A 19,818-nucleotide genomic window follows, 5' to 3' on the forward strand; every position below is an offset into this window, starting at 1 on the left:
TCCTACCAGACCGGTTGCAAGCGCACCGTGCGCGGCAGCCGGTTGCGCTGCACCGGGAGAACATAGAGCCGCGCGAAGGCAAGGCCGGCCTGAAGCGTCAGCCGGAGCTTGGCGACCCGGCCGGCGATGCCGCCACGTGCGGCCGCCGCACGCATCCGCTCGGTGATGCCGCGCAGCGTTTCGAGGCCGGCGGCGAAGCGCGGATCGTCCAGCGGGAGCGAGACCGGAAACACCTGCCGGGTGATCTCGGTGGTGATGCGGAACACCTGCATGTCGTATTCGGTCGGGTCGAGCCCGAGAGAGGCGTGGAACACAGGCCGCGCATGATCGCGCACGTACATGGTGGCGAACACGGCCAGCAGGAAGAAGCGGATCCAGAGCCTGTTGCGGCCACGGAGGAGTTTCGGATCGGCGCGCATCAGCAGTGCGAAGGCTTCGCCATGACGGAATTCGTCGCCGCACCATTTCTCGAACCAGCGGAAGATCGGATGAAAGCGGTATTCCGGGTGCCGCTCGAGCTGACGGAAGATGGAGATGTAGCGTGCGTAGCCGATCTTCTCCGACAGATAGGTCGCGTAGAAGACGAATTTCGGTTTGAAGAAGGTGTATTTCTTTTCCCGCGCGAGGAAGCCGAGATCGACGCCGACGCCGAAATCCTTGAGCGTGTCGTTGATGAACCCGGCATGACGCGCCTCGTCGCGGGCCATCAGACTGAACAGCTCGCGAATGTCGGGATTGGTGATGCGCTTCTTGATCTCGGCATAAAGCACGCAGCCGGAGAATTCGGCGGTGACGGAGCTGATCAGGAAGTCGAGGAATTCGGCGCGCAGATCGGGCGGCAGGGTGGACAGGTCGAGATCGAAGGACTCGTCGCGCAGGAAGTGGTGACGGTTGTCGTCGCGACGCAGTTCCGCGATCAGGTCATCCCACTCCCTGCGCACGCCGCCGACATCGATCCGGTCCATGGCCGGAAAGTCCGTGGTGTAGAAACGCGGCGACAGGACGGTGTTTTCCTGCGCGCTGCGCGTGGCGTCGTTGGGCGTTCCCTCGGGCACGATGCGTGTGGTGGCGTTCATGGGTGTGAGGTCCCGCAGGCAGGGAGGGCCGGTTTCGGTTCGAAGCCGACCTCATAGAGGCTGGTGAGGAGGAAGATCGAGGTGGCGCGCGTCCAGGCGCGTTTCAGCCATCCGGCACGTCGCACGGTGGCGCGGCAATCGCGCCGGAGAGTTTCTCCGAACGCAATCTCGGTCGGCGCGTCGTGCACCAGAACCGCATCGCCGGGACGCAGGGCGACGCCTTCCGGCACCGCATAGGCGTGAAAGGTTTCCGGCGTCTTCGCGATCTCCACCGCGCAGCGAACGGACAGGGTGCGGCTCACGGCCGAGATCCCTGCCCGGCGAGCAGCGCCAGGACGCCGTGTATGTTGGTCGGGCCAAAGCCTTCCATGTCGATACTGGTGTGCGTGGCGGCATCGGCCAGCACCAGTCTTCCGTCCTTGAACAGGGTCAGGCTGTAGGATTGCGCGAGCGGCACGTGGGCACGCCTGCGTGTGGCGCCGAGGCCGTGCACCAGCGCATGCAGGAAACCGTTGCGATCGACCGGAAGGTTCTCGATCAACGCGCCGTTCGCAGCATCGAAGACGTCCAATGTGCCGTCGGCGTGTTCGTCGAAGCGCAAGGCGCGAGCGGACAGGATCGGCGCCTTGTCGATATAAACGGGGATCAGTGCGCCGTGGTTCTTCGGCAGGCACAGAGCGAGCGCCACGATGAAGAGTACGCCCGCCGCGGCCAGGAACGGCCCGATCGGCAGCCCGGCCGGAGCGGCACGAGCGCTCATGCCGGCACCATGACGGGCGACGGCGCCTTGACGAGCACGCTTTCGCCGGATGCGATGGAGGCCTCACGTTCCGGAACGGTGTGCGCGAGAGCCTCGGACAGCAGGGCAGCCAGGGCGGACACGTCCCGCACCGCGCGCAGCATCGGCTCCGGGCGGGAGAAGCGCCAGGGCCGGGCATGCGGCCAGAGCAGCGCGTAGCCGAGCGTCTGACGGCCGCTCATGCGCAGGATCACGTCGCCGCTGCCGTCAGGCGCACGGCGCAGATCGGCGTTCTCGACCAGCACCAGAGGCAGGTTGACGCTCATGGTGAGGGCGACGCCGAAGCGCAGGACCACGCGGCGATCGGTGAGCGTGTAGATCGTGCTGCGCGACAGGAGAACGGCGAACCCGCAGAGCAGGCCGATCGCCGCCGCACCCGCCAGTGCGAGGCAGAGAATGCCGGCAACGGTTCTCTGCCAGTGCGCGACGGAGAAGTCGCTGATCGTGAACCAGGCGAGCATGATCGCGAGATAGACGGCGATCTTGCGCACATGCAGAGCGCGGAGTGCCAGCAGCGACGCATCGGGCCGGCCCTGCCACAGGACGCGCTCGCCTTCAGGCAGGCGCGCCGGCAGTCCGCCCAGAGGATCGTCTCGCCGGCGGACCAGCGGACGCTTGGTGCGGCCGATCACAGCAGCGGCCCCATGCGGTTGCGGGTGCCGTACAGCATGCCGCCGCCGTAATAGCCGACCAGACGATCTTCCTCGCGCGCGGTCACCTGATCCGGGTTCGCCAGTGCGGGCACGTGCGCGAATTGTGCGGCGTGCAGGGCGCGCACCACGACGCGTTCGCGGCGGCGGTCGTAACGCACGAACGGATGCGGCACGAGCACGCGGCGTTCGGCGACGTCGATGGCGGACACGAGCGCGATCTCGAGATAGCGCGTGTCGTTCTCCTCGTCGTCGATCCAGATATCGACGACGTGGCCTGCGACGATGCCGTCGAGACCCACGACCGGCCAGCCATGCGGATCGGTGGAGAAGCGCGACACGGAGTATTCGGTGGCGAGGCGCAGCGGCCGCATGATGTTCTGGCCGCGCCAGGTGCGGAGCGGGATGTCGCGGCGCATCGCCCAGGCGGCCGGGCCGATGCCGTCACGCAGCGGATCGCCCGTGGGGATCAGCGGCGCGCCGGGATGGGATTCCATCGGCACCGCGCCGATCACGGGACCGTCGGGCGGGACGGTCTGCGGGGCCGGGGCCAGCGTGCCCTCCTTGCGGCGATAGAATTTCGGTGCGGGTGTGGGTGGAAAGCCTTCGATGGCGCCGCGCACGAAGCGTTGCGGCCCCTCGCCCACGAGCGGATAGCCTTCCCGCTTGTCCTCGCGTCGGATGTAGATCACGAGCGCCAGAAAGAAGCCCCAGAAGATGTAGAGGGCGATCTGGGCGACGTCGACATATCCGGTGATGGCGGCGCTCACGTGGGCGATCCTCCGAGGGGCCGGGACGCGGCCGGGAAAGCGGGTATCTGAAAACGAGGCCCGGCGGCGAGTGGTCCGATCGCTGCCAGGGTCGCGAACAACAAAACGATCTCGATGACGTAGACGGCGCCGTAGCCGACCGAGGGCACCGCCAGCGTGGCGCCGAGGCGGCCGGAGCGGCCGAGCGCGCCGACGAGATCATGCGTGATCCCGCCGCCGAGAATGGCAAGACCCGCGGCGAAGGCCTGCACCGCGCCCCATGTTCCGAGCGCGAGACCGCCGCGGCCCGAGCGCGCCTGTTCCATCGCAGCCGAGAGGGTGCCGACCTCGAAACAGGCGCTGCCGAAGCCGATCAGCAGCGTGCCGGCGGCGAACAGGGCGCCGGACGCGGCGGGGGCGGCGAAGATCAGCAGGATGAAGGCGAGCAGGCCGTTTAGGATGCCGATCGCGGCGAGGCGATACCGGTCGGCGCCACGCGACAGCCAGCCTGCGGACACGGTGAAGCCGAGCAAACCGCCTACGGCGAGCAGGGCTGTGAGTGCGGTGGTCATCGCGACGGGCAGATGCAGCACCTGACCGCCATAGGGCTCCAGCAGAACGTCCTGCATGGAAAACGCGATCGTACCGAGGGCGACGCTGGCGAGGCGGCGGACCGGACGGTCGCCGTTCGACAAAGCGCGCATGGCGTCGGCAAAACTGGTGCGCGGCGCGGATGCGGCGGTGCGGTTCGGGTCGCGTGCTTCCTGCTTCCAGACGGCGATGAAATTCAGGGCGAGCGTGAGAACGGCGGCGCCCTGGATCACCTGGATCAGCTTCACTTCGCTGAACGGCGACAGCAGACGGCCGAACAGAACCGCGCTGCCGAGCATGCCGAGCAGAAGCATGACGCAGAGCAGCGTGACGACCTTGGTGCGGGCGCGTGGCGGGGCGAGATCGGTGGCCAGCGCCATGCCCGTGGTCTGCACCGTGTGCAGCCCGGCGCCGACGAGCAGGAAGGCGAGGCCGGAGGCAGCAGGACCGACGATGTGTGGCGCGCGTGGCGCATCGCCGGACAGCACGATCAGCGCGAACGGCATGATGGCGAAGCCGCCGAATTGCAGCAGCGTGCCCATCCACAGAAACGGTAGTCTGCGCCAGCCGAGAAGCGAACGATGCTCGTCGGAGCGGTGGCCAATCACCGCGCGCAGCGGCGCCAGCACCAGCGGCAGGGAGATCATGGTCGCGACCAGCCAGGCCGGAACGCCGAGCTCCACGATCATCACCCGGTTCAGCGTGCCGATCACCAGCACCAGCGCCATCCCGACGGAGACCTGGAACAGCGACAAACGCAGGATGCGGTTCAGCGGCAGTTCCGGCGTGGACACGTTGGCGAACGGCAGCAGCCATTCGCCCCAACGCGTGGTCCGGGCCGGAACCGCGCCGCTCATGCGCGCACCAGCTCGCGTGCGTGGCTCTTGTAGAAGCCGGTGGAGATGGCGGCGTGACGCGCGGCATGCCAACCCGACAAAGCCGGTTCGGCATCGATGCGGGCGGCGACGTTCGGCCAGGATACGGGCTCGATCGCGGGCGCGCGGTCGCCGCGCGGGAACAGGCGGCCGACCGCATGCATCGCCGCGAGAGCGGGGGTGCGCGGGGCGATGGTGAACAGTATCGAGCGGCGAATCACGGGGGCGAAGGCGGCGAGCACGGCGGCGATCTCGGCTGCCGGGTAATGGATCAGACTGTCCATCGCCACGACGTGGTCGAAGCTGCCGAAGCGGGCGGCGTCGCGCATGTCGCCGGTCTCGAACCGGACGCGGCCGGCGAGATCGGCGGGGAGGCGTTCGCGTGCTGTGTGCAGCAGCGTGTCGGAGAGATCGAGCGCGACCATCTCCGCACCGCGCCGCGCGGCCTCGATGCTGAACGCACCCGTCCCGCAGCCGGCATCGAGAATGCGCGTGCCGGACAGATCGGCCGGAAGCCAGTCGAGCAACGTCTGCCGCATCGCGTCGCGCCCGGCGCGCACAGTGGCGCGGATTCGGCCGACCGGCGCGTCGGAGGTGAGTTTCGCCCAGGCATCGGCCGCGGTGCGATCGAAATAGCGATGCAGCGTGTCGCGGCGTTCGGCGTAGGCGGCGCTCATCACTCGAACCCCAGAAGATCGAAGATGTCGCGATCCTTCATCGGCGCGGCTGGCAGCGGATCGACGCCGTCCCAAAGCGACTGGGCCAGACGGAGATATTCGGCACGGACCGCGTCGAGTTCGGGAGAGTCCGGCATCTCGAACAGGGTGGATTTGCTGAGGCGGGAGCGGCGGATGGCGTCGAGATCGGGGAAATGCGCCAGAGTGCGCATGCCGGTGGCGTCGTTGTAGCGCGCGACCTGATCGGTGTCGGCGGACCGGTTCACGATGACGCCGCCGAGACGCACGTCGTAGTTGCGGGACTTGGCGGCGATGGCGGCGACGATGCGGTTCATCGCGAAGATGGAGTCGAAATCGTTGGCGGCGACGACGAGGGCGCGATCGGCATGCTGCAAGGGAGCGGCGAACCCGCCGCACACCACGTCACCGAGAACGTCGAAGATGACGACGTCGGTTTCTTCCAGAAGATGGTGTTCGCGCAGCAGCTTGACGGTCTGGCCGACCACGTAGCCGCCGCAGCCGGTACCGGCCGCAGGACCGCCGGCTTCGACGCACATCACGCCGTTATAGCCGGGAAACACGAAATCCTCCGCGCGCAGCTCCTCGGGGTGGAAATCCACCGCTTCCAGTGCGTCGATCACCGTGGGAGCGAGGCGCTTGGTGAGGGTGAAGGTGGAATCGTGCTTGGGATCGCAGCCGATCTGCAGCACGCGCTTGCCGAGTTTGCTGAAGGCGACGGAAAGATTGGACGAGGTCGTGCTCTTGCCGATGCCGCCCTTGCCGTAGACCGCGAACACCTTGGCGGCGCCGACTCGGGCGCCGGTGTCGAGACGCACCTGGACGCTGCCTTCGCCGTCCTCGCAGGTGTTGCAGGCGGAGGCGGCACGGAGTTTGGCCGGGAGATCGAGGACGGTCATGCGGCGTGCTCCATGGGCAATCCTTCGAGCCGGTCCTCGATCTGTTCGCCCGCGCGTCGCAGACGGTCGATCACCGAAGGATCCGGGCTCCAGTAGCGACGCTCATGCGCCTCGATCAAACGGTTGGCGATGCGCAGGGCGGCGGTGGGGTTCAGCGCAGCAAGACGCTCGCGCATGGCATCGTCCAGAACATAGGTTTCGGACAGGGACTGATAGATCCAGGGAGCGACCTGTCCCGTGGTGGCGGACCAGCCGAGCGTGTTGGTGACATGCGCCTCGATATGGCGGACGCCTTCATGGCCGTGTTCGAGCAGGGCCTCGAACCATTTCGGGTTCAGCGCGCGCGTGCGCGTTTCCAGCGCGACCTGCTCGGCGAGGGTTCGCACCACGCCGTCGCCGCGCGTCTGGTCGCCGATATAGACGGAGGCGGCATCGTCGCCGCGCGTGGCGCGGACGGCACGGGTGACGCCGCCGAGCGTATCGAAATAATGGTCGAGGCTGGTGACGCCGAGTTCGACTGATTCGAGATTCTGGTAGGCGACATCGACGGCGGACAGGACGTGCGACAGAAGGGCGTCATGACGGCGCGGTGCGCCGGTGGCGCCGTAGGCGAACCCCTTGCGGCGCAGGAAGGCTTCCGACAGTTCGGTCTCGTCCTGCCATGCGCCGTCGTCGAGCAGAAGATTGACGTTGGAGCCGTAGGCGCCGTCATCGTTGGAGAACACGCGCAGAGCCGCATCCTCGATGCTGCCGCCCTGCTGGGCCATGAAGGCCAGAGCGTGCTTGCGGACGTAGTTCCGCTCGACGGGTTCATCCGCCTGCGCGGCCAGCAGGCAGGCTTCGGCGATCAGGCGCGTCTGCATCGGCAGCAGATCGCGAAAGATGCCGGACAGGGTCACGAGAACGTCGATTCGGGGCCTGCCGAGTTCGGCCAGGGGCAGCAGGGTCGCGCCGCAAAGCCGGCCATAGGAATCGTGACGCGGCACGGCGCCCAGCAGCCAGAGAACCTGCGACAGCGGGCTGCCTTCGCTTTTCAGATTGTCCGTGCCCCACAGAACCATCGCCACGGTTTCCGGCAGCGAGGCACCGCTGGCTTCATGGCGTGCGAGCAGCCGATCGGCCTGTTGGCGGCCATCGGCGACGGCGAAGGCGGACGGAATCCGGAACGGGTCGAAACCATGCAGATTGCGTCCTGTCGGCAGCACCGCGGGCGTGCGCGCCAGATCGCCGCCCGGTGCGGGACGGACGAAACCGCCATCCAGTGCGTGCAGGATGGCGGGAAGCTCGGTGTCCTCCGCCAGAAGAGCGTCGATGCGCGCACGGGTTTCCGCATCCGCCGCCGGCATCGCGTCCAGAAGCGCGGCGCGCGCTTCGGCATCCGGCGGAGCGCCGACGACATGCAGGCCGTGCGGGATCAGCGCCTGTTCCAGTTCGAGCAGGGCCGGCACCAGCCGCGAGAGCGCGGCTTCCGGGTCGGTCCAGGCGGGTTCGGCCGGTGCCATCTCCACCGAAGCGGCCTGGGCCTGGATCAGCGTGTGCAGCAGCGCGCGCTGTTCGGCGGGAGCGTCGGGCGGCAGCGCGCGCCAGCGATCCAGCGACGCGCGCAGGTCGAGCAGGCCGCGATACAGACCGGCCCGAGCCAAAGACGGGGTGAGATGCGAGATCAGCGTGGCGCCGCCGCGGCGCTTGGCCAGAGCACCCTCGGACGGGTTGTTGCAGGCGTAGAGATAGAGATTCGGCAGATCGCCGATCAACCGGTCCGGCCAGCAGGCGGCGGACAGGGCGCATTGCTTGCCGGGCATGAATTCCAGCGCGCCATGGGTGCCGAAATGCAGCACCGCATCGGCGGCGAAGTCTTCGCGCAGGAAACGGTAGAAGGCGGAGAAGGCATGGGTCGGGGCGAAGGTGCCTTCGAACAGCAGACGCATCGGGTCGCCCTCGATGCCGATCGCCGGTTGCAGGCCGACGAAAACGTTGCCGAACCGTGCGCCGAGAATCTGGATGGTCTGGCCGTCGCTGTTCTGCCTGCCGGGTGCCGGGCCCCAGCAGCGCTCGATCTCGCGCAGATGCGGTTCGCGGCGCACATGCTCGTCTGCCGGGATGCGCGCTGCCACGTTGGCGTCTGTGCCGTACTGCGCCGCGTTGCCCTCGACGATCGCGCGTCGCAGCGCCTCCACGTCCGGCGGTGGCGAAACGTCGTAGCCCGCACCGGCCAGAGCCTGCAGCGTGTTGTGCAGCGACTGGAACACGGACAGGAAGGCCGCCGTGCCGACGGCGCCGCTATTGGGCGGGAAGTTGAACAGCACGATCGCCACGCGACGGTGGCTGCGCGCACTGCGGCGCAGGGCGACGAGCCTGGCGATGCGCGCGGCCAGCGTCGCGGCGCGCTCCGCATGCGCCGTCATGTCATGACGCGATTCCGCTTTCTGCGAGCGTCCGCCGAAGCAGATCGGGCCGGTGGCACCGTCCAGCTCCGGGATCGCGATCATCATCGCCGCTTCCACCGGGCCGAGACCCTGCGCGCTCTTCTCCCATTCCTCCAGAGACTGGAATTCGACCGGATGGGCGGCGAGATAGGGCACGTCGAGACGCGCGAGGATCTCCGACGCCGCGTCGCTGTCGTTGTAGGCCGGGCCGCCGACGAGGGAGAATCCGGTCAGCGACAGGATCGCATCCACGGTGGGCGCTCCGTCGCGCAGGAAGAACCGCTCGATCGCCGGACGCTGGTCGAGCCCGGCGGCGAAGGCCGGGATGACACGCAGACCGCGCGCCTCGAGCGCCGCGATGACGCCGTCATAATGACCGGCATTGCCGGCCAGCACATAGGAACGCAGCAGCAGAAGTCCGACCGTGCCGTGTGATGCGGAACCTTTCGGCAGATCGGACAGGGTTTCGGTCATGCGCTGCGGCAGGGACGGATGATACAGCCCGACATCCGGGTGGGAGACCGGGGCCTGCAGGCGTGCGAACGAGGCCGGCGGCTGACGCGTTCCCGTGCAGTAGCGGCCGATGAGAAGTCGGACCATGCCGGCGATGTTCTGATCCGAACCGGCCAGCCAGTACTGCATCACCAGGAAATAGGCGCGCGCATCCTGCGCCGTGCCGGGGATGAAGCGCAGGAGCTGCGGCAGGCGTCGCAACATGCGCATCTGCTTCTCGCCGCTGGACGGCGCGCCGCCGCTCTTGCCGCGATTGCCGCGCAGCTTGCGAAGCAGTGCCATCGCGCCGCTGCTTTCCGCCGACATGTCGAAACGGCCGAGGCGTGTGAGTTTCACCACCTCGCCCGCCGCCATGATGCAGACCATGGCGTCGCAATTGGCGCGGCGCGCTTTCAGTGCGGGCAGGACGGCGCGGATATGCTCGTCGAGAAACAACATGGTGGCGACGACGATATCGGCGCGGGCGATGTCGCGCAGGCAGTCCTGCAGGGAGTCCGGCCGGCTGTTCCATTCCGCCGCCGCATGCACGACGAGTTCGAGGCCTGGCATCTCCCGGCGCAGCATCGCTTCCGCGCGCGTCGCCGCGGAGGACAGATGGCTGTCCATGGTGACGATCGCCACCCGCACCGGTGCGACGGGAAGGGGGCCGTCACCGCGCATAATGCGCCTTGGCGTCGTAGAGCGTTTCGAGGGAGATGCTCGACAGGCCACGCTCCCTCGCGAAGCGCTCGGTGTTGCGTCTCGCCTTGCCGCGCACGAAGAACGGCACGCGGGACAGCTCGCGCTCCGCATCCGCGTCCCAGACGGTCGTGTCCGATACGGGCGTTTCGGCCGCCACCGCCATGACCGGCTCCTCGGCCGCCAGATGGGACGGCGCGGCGCCGTCGGCGAACTCGAAATCGTCCTTGAACAGGCCGAGAAGATGTTCTTCCAGCCCCATCATCAGCGGATGCACCCAGCTGTCGAACAGGACGTTGGCGCCTTCGAACCCCATCTGCGGCGAATGGCGCGCGGGGAAGTCCTGCACATGCACCGGCGCCGAGATCACCGCGCAGGGAATACCGAGACGCTTGGCGATATGCCGCTCCATCTGCGTGCCCAGCACCAGTTCGGCGCCGGACGCGGTGATGGCGGCCTCCACGTCGAGATGATCGTCGCTGATCAGCGGCTCGATGCCGTGCTTCTTCGCCGCATCACGCAGATCGCGTGCCTGTTCGCGGCTGTATGTACCGAGGCCGACCAGGGTGAAGCCGAGTTCCTCGGTGGCGACGCGCGCGGCGGCGATGGCGTGGGTGGCGTCACCGAACACGAACACGCGCTTGCCGGTGAGGTAGGTGGAATCCACCGAGCGCGAATACCAGGGCAGGTTCGATTGCGCGCGCGACAGGATCGGTTCGGCATCGATGCCGGCCAGGACTGCGACCTCGCGGATGAAATCGCGCGTGGCGCCGACGCCGATCGGCACGGTGCGCGTCTGCTTCTGTTTGAACCGTCGCTCCAGCAGCGCCGCGGCCGGACCCGCGATCTCAGGATAGAGCACCACGTTGAAATCGGCCTGTGAGAGCCGGGAAAGATCGGCAGGTGTCGCATCCAGAGGCGCCGCGACGTTCACGCGAATGCCCATCTCGTCCAGCAGGGTGCGGATCTCTCGCAGATCGTCGCGATGGCGGAAGCCGAGCGCGGTGGGCCCGAGAATGTTGCAGGAGGGCGCCGCGTTCTCGGCGCGTGGCGGCTTCTCGTCGCCGCAGAAGGCGCGCACGAGCTGATAGAAAGTCTCGCCCGCGCCCCAGTTCTCCTTGCGCTGATAGGAGGGCAGTTCCAGCGCCACCACCGGCACCGGCAAGGCGAGCGCGCGGGCCAGACCGCCCGGATCGTCCTGGATCAGTTCCGCCGTGCAGGATGCGCCGACCAGCATCGCCTGCGGCTGGAAGCGTTCGAACGCGTCGGACAGCGTGTCGCGGAACAGAGTCGCGGTGTCGCCGCCGAGATCGCGCGCCTGGAAGGTGGTGTAGCTGACCGGCGGGCGCTGGCCGCGACGCTCGATCATGGTGAACAGCAGATCGGCGTAGGTATCGCCCTGCGGCGCGTGCAGAACGTAGTGCACGCCTTTCATCGCGGTGGCGACGCGCATCGCGCCGACATGGGGTGGTCCTTCATAGGTCCAGAGGGCGAGCTGCATCTCAGACCGCCAATCGCGTGCGCCGGTCGAGCGGGCGCGTGAACAGGGCGGCAAGATCGGCGGCCTGTTCGAAGCCCTGGATCGGCGTGAACAGAAGCTCGATCGACCATTTGGTGGTGAGGCCCTCCGCTTCGAGCGGATTGGCGAGTCCGAGTCCGCAGACGGTGATGTCCGGCCGCGCGGCACGGCAGCGGTCGAGCTGCCGGTCGACGTGCTGGCCTTCCACCACGGCGGAACCGGGGGGCAGCAGAGCGAGTTCGGGGGTAAGCGCGCCGCGATGGAGGAAAGGCGTGCCGATCTCCACCGCGACCATGCCGAGTTCGCGTTGCAGGAAGCGCGCGAGCGGCACTTCGAGCTGGCTGTCGGGGAACAGGAACACGGTCTTGCCGGACAATGCCGCACGATGCGACGCGAGCGCGGTGCGGGCACGGGCTTCGCCGGCTTCGCACACGGCGCGGACACGCTTGGGCGGGATCGCGAACGACGCCGCCGCCGCCGCGACCCAAAGCGTGGTGCCTTCCGCGCCGAGGGGAAACGGCGCCGCGACCGGCACGCAGCCGCGTCGTTGCAGGGCCTGCACCGTGTTGTGCAGGAAAGGCTGCGCGCAGAGGATCCGCGTGCCGCTGCCGATCGCCGGCATCTCGCCGGCGCGCGAGGCCGGCAGGAAGCGGACGCGTTCGATCCCGAGTGCTTCGAACAAGCGGCGGAACTGCGCTTCCACCACGTCGGCCAGCACGCCGACCACCAGCAGGGCCGACGCATCGTCCTGCGGCAAAGTCGGCACCAGGGCTTCGAGGCAGCGATCCTCGCCCTCGGTGAAGGTGGTTTCGATTCCGCTGCCGGAATAATCCAGCACGCGCACGGCGGGGGCGAAGCGGCGCGAGAGCCGTGCGGAAGCGCGCGACAGGTCGAGCTTGATCACCTCGGACGGGCAGGAGCCGACCAGGAACAGCAGGCGGATATCCGGGCGGCGCTCCAGCAGGCGTTCCACCACGCGATCGAGCTCGTCTTCCGGGTCGGCGCGGCCGGCGAGATCGCGTTCCTCGATGATGGCGGTGGCGAAGCGCGGCTCGGCGAAGATCATGACGCCGGCGGCGGATTGGAGCAGATGCGCACAGGTGCGCGAGCCGACCACGAGAAAGAACGCGTCCTGGATGCGGCGATGCAGCCAGACGATGCCGGTGAGACCGCAGAACACGGAACGCTGTCCGCTTTCGCGGACGATCTCCGTATCGCGTGCGGGCAGGATCGCGTTCACCGCGCCATGTCTCCCGCGAGGGCGCAGGACTTGAAGGAGGAGGGCAGCACCGGATCCTGCCGGGCGCGGCGCAGCTTCAGCACGAACTGCGCCGCGTTCACAACGTAGCTGGCATAGGCGAGCAGGGCGAGGAGCATGAGCGCGCGCGGCTGAAGGATGCCGAACCAGAGCGCCGCCAGATAGGCCGTGTGCAGCGCGATCACGATCATGCTCACGGCGTCTTCCCAGAAGAAGGCGGGCGCGAACAGGTAGCGGCCGAACACGTCGCGTTCCCAGAGCGCGCCGGTGATCATGATGGCGTAGAGCGCCGCGACCTTGGGCAGCACGGACAGCATCGCCTCGTGCAGGCCGTCGCCGGTGAGCAGGAAGCGCAGCACCAGGACCAGGCTGATCCCGAAAAGGAGGAACTGGAGCGGCGCCAGGGCGCCCTGCACCACCGTCCAGGGGGAGGCATCGCGCCGTTCGCGCTCGGCGGGTGTGTAGAGCGGCCTACGGGAAAGAGCTTTCGGCATGATCGAGCCTCCACTCCAGCGCCCGGCGGATTCGGGCGATCGCGTGTCCGGACGGTTTTGCACTGGCGAGAAGGCCGGTTCCGTCCGACACTCCGGATGGCGGCACGATTGTTCCGCCTTCATGACACGCTAGGCGTCCATGACGGAAAGTGTCAAGCAAACCGAACGTAAACCTTGCTTGACACTTCAGCCGGGTTCTCGCCAGTTTGTGGACCGCGAGGTAGGGCGATGAACGGCATCCAGCATACCGGTTCGAGCCGGCCCGGCCCGGCCGCCACTTCAGGCGGTGCGGGAGGCGCGGCGGCGGCCTCTCCGGCCGCGTCGCGTGGGGCGGAACTGCGCCACATGATCGAGCAGCGCGTGGTGCCGCATCTGCTGGGGCTGCACGGAGCACAGCCGCCCGACGGTGCGTTCATCACCGGCACGCCGGAATTCTCTGCGCGCCTTTCGGTGGAAATGGCGGTGGACGCGGTGGGGGCGAACCCCGAACGGGTGCGGGCACGGCTGGAGCGGCTGCTGGAGGGCGGCGCCGATCCCGAGGAACTCTGCCTGCACGTTCTGGCCCCGGCGGCGCGTCATCTGGGCAAGCTCTGGGTGGAAGACCAGCTCGATTTCGTGGACGTGACGCTGGGCACCATGCGTCTGGAGCGCGCCCTGTACGGCTTGCTGCCGGTTCTGCCGCCGCGACGCGGGGTTTCGCGTGCGCCGACCATCCTGATGATGCCGCTGGCGGGAAACCAGCACACGTTCGGACTGAGCATGGCGGCGGATTTCTTCCGGCACGCGGGCTGGATAGTGACGGATGGCGCCGCCTCGCCGTTGGGGCTGGAGGGGCATCTGCGCGCGCACGAGATGGATGCGGTGGGTCTGGCGGTGAGCTGCGACGTCCAGGTCGAGCGGCTGACGGAAACGCTGCGCATGGTGCGTGCGGTGTCGCGCAATCCGAGGATCCGCATCACGCTGGGCGGTCCGCTTTTCGTGGTTCAGCCCGGGATGGCGACGCGGTTCGACGCCGATCTGGTGGTGACAGATGGCGCCCGTGCTCCGGCCAGGCTGGCCGCAATGCTGCCGGATTCCGCGGCCAGACGCGGTGCCGGGGGTCTGGATGCGGGTCTTGCCCGGTCCGCCCTCCCGAGCCGACCGGCGTGATCGATCCGATATGGCGACGACATGGTGAAGAACGCGATCTCCTCCCTGCCCGATCCCTTGTTTCATGACCTCGACGCCGGAACGGTCAGGACCATGGTGCTGACCGCGGCGGATGTGGCGCTCCGGCTCGATCGGGCAGGAACGGTGCGCGAGGTGCAGTTCCGCGACCAGAGCCTGCGGGGGGAGCTGGCCGATCGCGGCGACTGGCTCGACCGCAACTGGCGCAACGGCATGACGGTGGAAAGCCGGCCCAAGCTGGACGCGATGCTGGCCGACGCGGCCGGTGACAAGCCGGTGCGCTGGCGCCAGCTCAACCATCCCGCCACCGACGGGATCGACGTGGCGATCTCCTGGTCCGCCGTGCCCGACAACCGCAACGAGGGCGCGATCCTGATCGGTCGCGACATGCGCCAGACCGCCGTGCTTCAGCAGCGTCTGGTGGAAACGCAGCAATATCTGGAGCGCGACTATCTCGCACTGCGACGCACGGAAGCGCGCTACCGGATCCTGTTCGAAACCGCGCGCGACGGGATCGCGGTGCTCGACGCCGCCACCTTCCGGCCGATCGAGCTGAATCCGGCGGCGCGGACGCTGCTGGGCCGGGACGCGCGCCGCGCCGCGATCCGCTCCTTCGCCGAATGGTTCGCCGACCCGGACGCGGCCGTCGCCGGCGCGCTCAATGCCGCCCGTGCCGGCGGCCAGCCGGGTCCCGTGCAGGCCCGGCTGGGCGACCGCCCGGTGCGGATCACCGTGACCGGGCTGCGCGAGGAGGAGGGCTGGTTCCTGCTGGCGCGCCTGTCTCCGGACGATCCGCCGTCCGAGCCGGCCGCCGGGGACGAGGCGCTGCCCGATCTGCTGTCCCTGATGCCGGATGCGGCGGTGCTGACCGACGAGCGCGGCGACGTCGTGGCCGCCAACGATGCGTTCCGGGCCCTGGCCGGTCTGGCGCGGGAGCAGCCTGTCGCGGGCGAGCCGCTGTCGCGCTGGGTCGGACGGGACGGCGTGGATCTGGACGTGCTGATCTCCAATCTGCGCCAGCGCGGCGCGGTGCGCCTGTTCGCGACCGAGATGCATGGTGAAGGCGGGCTGCGCACGGAGGTGGAGCTGTCGGCCAGCCTGCGTCCAGGCGAAGGGCGCGGTTTCGCCTTCTATCTGCGCGATGTTGGGCGCCGCCCCGTGCCGCCGGATCGTGCGGCGGCGGTGCCGCGCCCGGCGGATGGCATGGGGGCGCTGATCGGGCGTGTTCCGCTCAAGGAGCTGGTGCGCGAATCGGCGGACACGATCGAGCGCATGTGCATCGAGGGCGCGCTGGAGATGACCGGCAACAACCGCGCCGCCGCCGCCGACATGCTGGGGCTGAGCCGGCAGAGTCTCTATGTGAAGCTGCGCCGGTTCGGTCTGGTGGACGCGGAGCTCGGGGACGATTCGAGGTGAGCACGACCCTGGCGCCCCGTCGCGGAACGATCGCGCCGGCCGCGCTGCTGGAATTGCTGAAGCCGATCACCTGGTTCGCCCCGGTCTGGGCGTTCGGCTGCGGCATCCTGTCGGCGGGTGTGCCACTCGGGCGTTGCTGGCCTGTGGCCCTGCTCGGCGCGGTGCTGGCCGGGCCGCTCCTGTGCGGCGCCAGCCAGGCGACCAACGACTGGTTCGACCGCCATGTGGACGCGATCAACCAGCCGGAGCGGCCGATCCCGTCCGGGCGTATTCCCGGTCGCTGGGGGCTGGGGATCGCGATCGGCTGGAGCCTGCTGGCGCTGGCGGCGTCCTGGCTGCTGGGGCCGGTCGTTTTCGCTGCCGCCGCCTTCGGCACGGTTCTGGCCTGGGCCTACAGCGCGCCGCCCTTGCGTTTGAAGGGCAATGGCTGGTTCGGCAATCTGGCGGTGGGCGTGTCCTATGAGGGGTTGTCCTGGTTCGCGGGCGCCGCGGCGGCGGCCGGGACCATGCCGGGCTGGCGGACGATCTGGCTGGCGGTGCTCTACAGCCTTGCCACCTTCGGCATCATGATCCTGAACGATTTCAAGTCCGTCGGCGGCGACACGGTTTTGCGTCTCCGGTCCCTGCCGGTGCAGCTCGGCGTCGATCGGGCCTGCCGGCTGGCCTGCGTGGCGATGGCGCTGCCGCAGGGGGTGGTGATCGCACTGCTGCTGCATTGGCAGGCGCCCGTTCATGCCGGGGTGGTCGGAGTGCTGCTGCTGGCGCAGTTCGTGCTGATGCCGCGCCTGCTGCGGGCGCCGGAACGGGAAGCGATCCGCTACAATGCGACCGGCACCTCGCTTCTGGTGCTGGGCATGCTGGCGGCGGCGCTGGCGTTGCGGGTGCAGGGGTGATCGGCGCCGCGACGACCGAGGATGCGCCACCGCTCGGTTGGAGCGGAATCCTGCGCATGGGGCTGGTGCAGGCCATGCTCGGCGCCGTGGTGGTTCTGGTGACGGTGACCATGAACCGGGTGATGCTGGTGGAGCTGCGTTTGCCTGCCACCCTGCCCGCCTTTCTGGTCGCTCTGCAGTATTTCGTTCAGGTGATCCGCCCGGCGATGGGGCACGGCTCCGATCGCGGCGGGCGGCGCGTGCCGTGGATACGCGGCGGCGTGTTGTTGATGGCGGGGAGCGCACTGCTGGCGGCGGAATCGCTGGCCTTGATCGGCGGCGGCGCGCGTCCGGCGGGGATCGCGCTGGCGGTTCTGGCCTATGCGCTGATCGGCATCGGCGTCGGCACGGCGGGAACGGCGCTGCTGGCGCTGCTGGGTCAGGCGGTCGCACCGTCGCGTCGGGCCAGTGCAGCGGCCGTGGTGTGGATGATGATGATCGCCGGGATCGCCGTGTGCGCGGGCGTGGCCGGGCACGCGCTGGCACCGTTCTCCTTGCATCGTTTGTTCGTCGTAACGGGCATCGTTGCAGCACTGGCGGTTGGGCTCGCGATCCTGGCGACGATCGGGATCGAGCGCAGGCCGGCGGTGCGAACGGTCGCGGCCCCGGGTGGTCCGACCTTGGGGGCGGCGCTGACACAGGCGTGGCGCGATCCGGTAGCGCGTCGTTTTACCGTGTTCGTGGCGCTGTCGATGCTGGCCTACAGCGCGGAAGAGATCCTGCTGGAGCCGTTCGCCGGCTTCGTGTTCGCCTGGCCGCCCGGCAGCACGGCGCAGCTCACCGGACAGCAGCATGCGGGGGCGCTGGTCGGCATGCTGCTGGTGGCGGTTCTGTCGCCCTGGCGCTGGTCGCCGCCGGTACGGCACTGGGTTCTGGGCGGCTGTCTGCTGTCCGCCCTGGCGCTGGCGGGGCTGGCGGGCTGCGCCCTGGCCGGGCAATCGGCACTGTTGTCGCCGCTGGTACTGTTGCTGGGTCTCGGCAACGGCGTGTTCGCCGTGGCGGCGGTCGGGGCGATGATGCAGATGGCCGGGCATCGCGGCGGCGGGGTCAGGATCGGATTGTGGGGGGCGGCGCAGGCCCTGGCGATGGGTGCCGGCGATCTGGGGGCCGGAATCGCGATGCAGGCCTCGATGCGGTTCCTGACCGCGCCCGCTTCGGCGTTCGCGGTGCTGCTCGGGCTGGAGGCGGTTCTGTTCGGCGCGGCGGCGCTGCAGGCGATGCGCGTGTTCGGCGGCGGCTTCGCGCCGGCGGAAAAGGAAGCGATCGGATGAACGGCGTGGATCGGTTCGACGTGGTGGTGGTGGGCGGCGGTCCGGCCGGCGCCACGGCCGCGCACGAGCTGGCGCAGGCCGGGCGCCCGGTTCTGCTGCTGGACCGGGCCGGACGGATCAAGCCCTGCGGCGGCGCGATCCCGCCCGTGGCGATGGAAGCGTTCGCGCTGCCGGACTCGCTGCTGAAGGCCCGGATCACATCGGCCCGGATCGTATCACCGCGCAACCGGGTCGCGCATATGCCGATCCGCGATGGCGGGTTCGTCGGCATGGTGGACCGGGACGGGTTCGACGAATGGCTGCGCGTGCGTGCCGCCGAAGCCGGCGCGGAACGACGCTGCGGCACCTTTCTGCGTCTGCGCCGGGAGCCCGGCGGCGACGCGACGGTGATCTATGCCGGGCCGGACGGTGCCGAGCGGGAGGTGCGGACGCGCGTGGTGGTGGGGGCGGACGGCGCGCGCTCGGCGGTGGCGCTCCAGACCGTGAAGGGGGCGGCGCGCATGCCCTATGTCTATGCCGTGCACGAGATCGTCCGGTCGCCCGATCCCGCCGCCGATGCGTGCGACGTGTATTACGGCGGGGTCCATTCGCCGGATTTCTACGGCTGGGTGTTTCCGCATGGAGAAACCACCAGCGTCGGGCTCGGCAGTGCGCGCAAGGGATTCCGGCAGCGCCCGGCGCTGGACGGGCTGCGTCGCACCGCCGGGTTGGCGGACGCCGCGCTGCTGCGTCGCGAGGGCGCGCCGATCCCGATGAAGCCGCTGCGGCGCTGGGACGACGGCCGCAACGTGGTTCTGGCCGGGGACGCAGCCGGCGTGGTGGCGCCCGCGTCCGGCGAGGGGATCTTCTACGCCCTGCTGGGCGGCAGGCTGGCGGCGCAGGCGGCGGAGGATTTCTGCCGCACCGGCGACGTTCGGGCGTTGCGCGGCGCACGGCGCGCCTTCATGCGCGCGCATGGCAACGTGTTCCGCATGCTGGGGATGATGCAGCGCTTCTGGTACGCCAACGACGACCGGCGCGAGCGTTTCTGTTCCATCTGCCGCGATCCCGACGTGCAGGATCTGACCTGGGCGGCCTATATGACCAAGGCGCTGGTGCGGGCGAAGCCGGCGGCGCATCTGCGCATCTTCTGCAAGAACATCGCTCATCTGGTGGGATTGGTCGCGGCATGATCGGCGCGTTTCTCGAGCGTCCCGTGGTGGTCGCCGCCGTGGGCGCCACGGTGGTGATGGGGCTGGGCGGGGCTTTGACCAGGCTCGGCCCGTGGTACGAGCGCTTGCGCAAACCCTCCTGGCAGCCGCCGGGCTGGGTGTTCCCCACCGTCTGGACCAGCATCGCCGTTCTCACCGTGTGGTCCGTGTCGCAGGCCTGGCCGGGCCTGTCCGCGGCGGGCCTGACCGGCACGGCGATCACGCTGTTCGCGATCAACGGCGTGTTGAACGTGCTCTGGAGCGGCCTGTTCTTCCATCTGCAGCGTCCGGACTGGTCTCTGGTCGAGGTGGTGCCGCTCTGGCTGTCGGTGTTGAGCCTCGTGGTGCTGAGCTGGGTCGTGTCGCCGTTCGCGGCCGTTCTGCTGTTGCCCTATCTGGTCTGGGTCGGCATTGCCGCCGTGCTCAACCGCGCCATCGTGCGGTTGAACCAGCCGTTCGGCGCCGAGGCGCACCGTGCGGCCTGAGGCCGGGCGAACCCGCCGGCAACGGGATCGTTATGACAGCAAACCGATTCACGCGCACGACAGCGTGATACGTGAACGGGAAGCTTGAACAACGTTCACAGGCCGTCTATCCGTCCTTGAACAATGTTCACGGAC

18 protein-coding genes are annotated in these 19,818 nt (G+C 68.9%); 6 read left to right on the forward strand and 12 right to left on the reverse strand.

Translation table 11 applies throughout. The features are described from left to right. Positions 1-2: 2 nt before the first annotated feature. Genes acsF through bchF form a run of 12 tightly spaced genes read right to left on the reverse strand, consistent with a single transcriptional unit; the run spans position 3 to position 13,222 of the window. A complete protein-coding gene (gene acsF / locus ACZ5BM_RS07280) occupies positions 3-1,076 on the reverse strand; it encodes a magnesium-protoporphyrin IX monomethyl ester (oxidative) cyclase (protein WP_498911037.1) in 1,074 nt (357 codons plus the stop codon). Beyond that, a complete protein-coding gene (locus ACZ5BM_RS07285; protein WP_498911038.1) occupies positions 1,073-1,378 on the reverse strand; it encodes an O2-dependent cyclase accessory protein in 306 nt (101 codons plus the stop codon). Before ACZ5BM_RS07285 ends, acsF begins: the two co-directional genes overlap by 4 nt. Further along, positions 1,375-1,836 (reverse strand): photosynthetic complex assembly protein PuhC, encoded by a 462-nt coding sequence (puhC, locus tag ACZ5BM_RS07290; RefSeq protein ID WP_498911040.1) that lies wholly within the window; start codon positions 1,834-1,836, stop codon positions 1,375-1,377. The genes ACZ5BM_RS07285 and puhC overlap by 4 nt, the downstream gene beginning before the upstream one ends. Continuing rightward, positions 1,833-2,507 (reverse strand): photosynthetic complex putative assembly protein PuhB, encoded by a 675-nt coding sequence (gene puhB / locus ACZ5BM_RS07295; protein ID WP_498911041.1) that lies wholly within the window; start codon positions 2,505-2,507, stop codon positions 1,833-1,835. The genes puhC and puhB overlap by 4 nt, the downstream gene beginning before the upstream one ends. Then, positions 2,504-3,295 (reverse strand): YlmC/YmxH family sporulation protein, encoded by a 792-nt coding sequence (gene puhA, locus ACZ5BM_RS07300; protein WP_498911043.1) that lies wholly within the window; start codon positions 3,293-3,295, stop codon positions 2,504-2,506. Before puhA ends, puhB begins: the two co-directional genes overlap by 4 nt. Continuing rightward, positions 3,292-4,722 (reverse strand): BCD family MFS transporter, encoded by a 1,431-nt coding sequence (locus tag ACZ5BM_RS07305; RefSeq protein WP_498911045.1) that lies wholly within the window; start codon positions 4,720-4,722, stop codon positions 3,292-3,294. The genes puhA and ACZ5BM_RS07305 overlap by 4 nt, the downstream gene beginning before the upstream one ends. After that, positions 4,719-5,417: a class I SAM-dependent methyltransferase gene (gene bchM, locus ACZ5BM_RS07310; RefSeq protein WP_498911047.1), complete on the reverse strand. Its 699-nt coding sequence runs from the start codon at positions 5,415-5,417 to the stop codon at positions 4,719-4,721. Before bchM ends, ACZ5BM_RS07305 begins: the two co-directional genes overlap by 4 nt. Next, a complete protein-coding gene (bchL, locus tag ACZ5BM_RS07315; RefSeq protein WP_498911049.1) occupies positions 5,417-6,334 on the reverse strand; it encodes a ferredoxin:protochlorophyllide reductase (ATP-dependent) iron-sulfur ATP-binding protein in 918 nt (305 codons plus the stop codon). Before bchL ends, bchM begins: the two co-directional genes overlap by 1 nt. Continuing rightward, positions 6,331-9,933 (reverse strand): magnesium chelatase subunit H, encoded by a 3,603-nt coding sequence (locus ACZ5BM_RS07320; RefSeq protein WP_498911051.1) that lies wholly within the window; start codon positions 9,931-9,933, stop codon positions 6,331-6,333. The genes bchL and ACZ5BM_RS07320 overlap by 4 nt, the downstream gene beginning before the upstream one ends. Next, a complete protein-coding gene (gene bchB / locus ACZ5BM_RS07325; protein WP_498911053.1) occupies positions 9,923-11,452 on the reverse strand; it encodes a ferredoxin:protochlorophyllide reductase (ATP-dependent) subunit B in 1,530 nt (509 codons plus the stop codon). The genes ACZ5BM_RS07320 and bchB overlap by 11 nt, the downstream gene beginning before the upstream one ends. A gap of 1 nt (position 11,453) precedes the next feature. Beyond that, positions 11,454-12,710 carry a ferredoxin:protochlorophyllide reductase (ATP-dependent) subunit N gene (locus tag ACZ5BM_RS07330; protein WP_498911055.1) on the reverse strand — a complete coding sequence of 419 codons (1,257 nt, stop codon included), beginning with the start codon at positions 12,708-12,710 and terminating at the stop codon, positions 11,454-11,456. After that, the gene (gene bchF, locus ACZ5BM_RS07335; protein WP_498911057.1) at positions 12,707-13,222 is read right to left on the reverse strand and encodes a 2-vinyl bacteriochlorophyllide hydratase; all 516 of its coding nucleotides are present in this window, start codon (positions 13,220-13,222) and stop codon (positions 12,707-12,709) included. The genes ACZ5BM_RS07330 and bchF overlap by 4 nt, the downstream gene beginning before the upstream one ends. A 228-nt stretch (positions 13,223-13,450) precedes the next feature. On the opposite strand from bchF, the gene ACZ5BM_RS07340 reads away from it, so the two are divergent. From ACZ5BM_RS07340 to ACZ5BM_RS07365, 6 genes are read left to right on the forward strand one after another with little or no spacing between them, the layout of a single operon-like run. Next, positions 13,451-14,371: a cobalamin B12-binding domain-containing protein gene (locus ACZ5BM_RS07340; protein ID WP_498911059.1), complete on the forward strand. Its 921-nt coding sequence runs from the start codon at positions 13,451-13,453 to the stop codon at positions 14,369-14,371. A gap of 21 nt (positions 14,372-14,392) precedes the next feature. After that, positions 14,393-15,805, forward strand: a complete 1,413-nt coding sequence (gene ppsR / locus ACZ5BM_RS07345) for a transcriptional regulator PpsR (RefSeq protein WP_498911061.1) — start codon at positions 14,393-14,395, stop codon at positions 15,803-15,805. Then, the gene (gene chlG, locus ACZ5BM_RS07350) at positions 15,802-16,698 is read left to right on the forward strand and encodes a UbiA prenyltransferase family protein (protein ID WP_498911062.1); all 897 of its coding nucleotides are present in this window, start codon (positions 15,802-15,804) and stop codon (positions 16,696-16,698) included. Before ppsR ends, chlG begins: the two co-directional genes overlap by 4 nt. After that, positions 16,695-18,008 (forward strand): BCD family MFS transporter, encoded by a 1,314-nt coding sequence (locus ACZ5BM_RS07355; protein WP_498911064.1) that lies wholly within the window; start codon positions 16,695-16,697, stop codon positions 18,006-18,008. Before chlG ends, ACZ5BM_RS07355 begins: the two co-directional genes overlap by 4 nt. Continuing rightward, a complete protein-coding gene (locus tag ACZ5BM_RS07360) occupies positions 18,005-19,180 on the forward strand; it encodes a Rossmann-fold NAD(P)-binding domain-containing protein (RefSeq protein WP_498911065.1) in 1,176 nt (391 codons plus the stop codon). The genes ACZ5BM_RS07355 and ACZ5BM_RS07360 overlap by 4 nt, the downstream gene beginning before the upstream one ends. Next, the gene (locus ACZ5BM_RS07365; RefSeq protein WP_498911067.1) at positions 19,177-19,683 is read left to right on the forward strand and encodes a TspO/MBR family protein; all 507 of its coding nucleotides are present in this window, start codon (positions 19,177-19,179) and stop codon (positions 19,681-19,683) included. Before ACZ5BM_RS07360 ends, ACZ5BM_RS07365 begins: the two co-directional genes overlap by 4 nt. Positions 19,684-19,818 lie beyond the last annotated feature (135 nt).

Source organism: Lichenicola sp. GTC18331, assembly GCF_055386855.1.

Excerpts from the sequence above, each read along its gene's own strand:
- acsF (WP_498911037.1), bottom strand. The coding sequence starts at position 1,076 with ATGAACGCCACCACACGCATCGTGCCCGAGGGAACGCCCAACGACGCC.
- puhC (WP_498911040.1), bottom strand. The coding sequence starts at position 1,836 with ATGAGCGCTCGTGCCGCTCCGGCCGGGCTGCCGATCGGGCCGTTCCTG.
- ACZ5BM_RS07305 (WP_498911045.1), bottom strand. The coding sequence starts at position 4,722 with ATGAGCGGCGCGGTTCCGGCCCGGACCACGCGTTGGGGCGAATGGCTG.
- bchM (WP_498911047.1), bottom strand. The coding sequence starts at position 5,417 with ATGAGCGCCGCCTACGCCGAACGCCGCGACACGCTGCATCGCTATTTC.
- bchL (WP_498911049.1), bottom strand. The coding sequence starts at position 6,334 with ATGACCGTCCTCGATCTCCCGGCCAAACTCCGTGCCGCCTCCGCCTGC.
- ACZ5BM_RS07320 (WP_498911051.1), bottom strand. The coding sequence starts at position 9,933 with ATGCGCGGTGACGGCCCCCTTCCCGTCGCACCGGTGCGGGTGGCGATC.
- bchB (WP_498911053.1), bottom strand. The coding sequence starts at position 11,452 with ATGCAGCTCGCCCTCTGGACCTATGAAGGACCACCCCATGTCGGCGCG.
- bchF (WP_498911057.1), bottom strand. The coding sequence starts at position 13,222 with ATGCCGAAAGCTCTTTCCCGTAGGCCGCTCTACACACCCGCCGAGCGC.
- ACZ5BM_RS07340 (WP_498911059.1), top strand. The coding sequence starts at position 13,451 with ATGAACGGCATCCAGCATACCGGTTCGAGCCGGCCCGGCCCGGCCGCC.
- ppsR (WP_498911061.1), top strand. The coding sequence starts at position 14,393 with ATGGTGAAGAACGCGATCTCCTCCCTGCCCGATCCCTTGTTTCATGAC.
- ACZ5BM_RS07360 (WP_498911065.1), top strand. The coding sequence starts at position 18,005 with ATGAACGGCGTGGATCGGTTCGACGTGGTGGTGGTGGGCGGCGGTCCG.
- ACZ5BM_RS07365 (WP_498911067.1), top strand. The coding sequence starts at position 19,177 with ATGATCGGCGCGTTTCTCGAGCGTCCCGTGGTGGTCGCCGCCGTGGGC.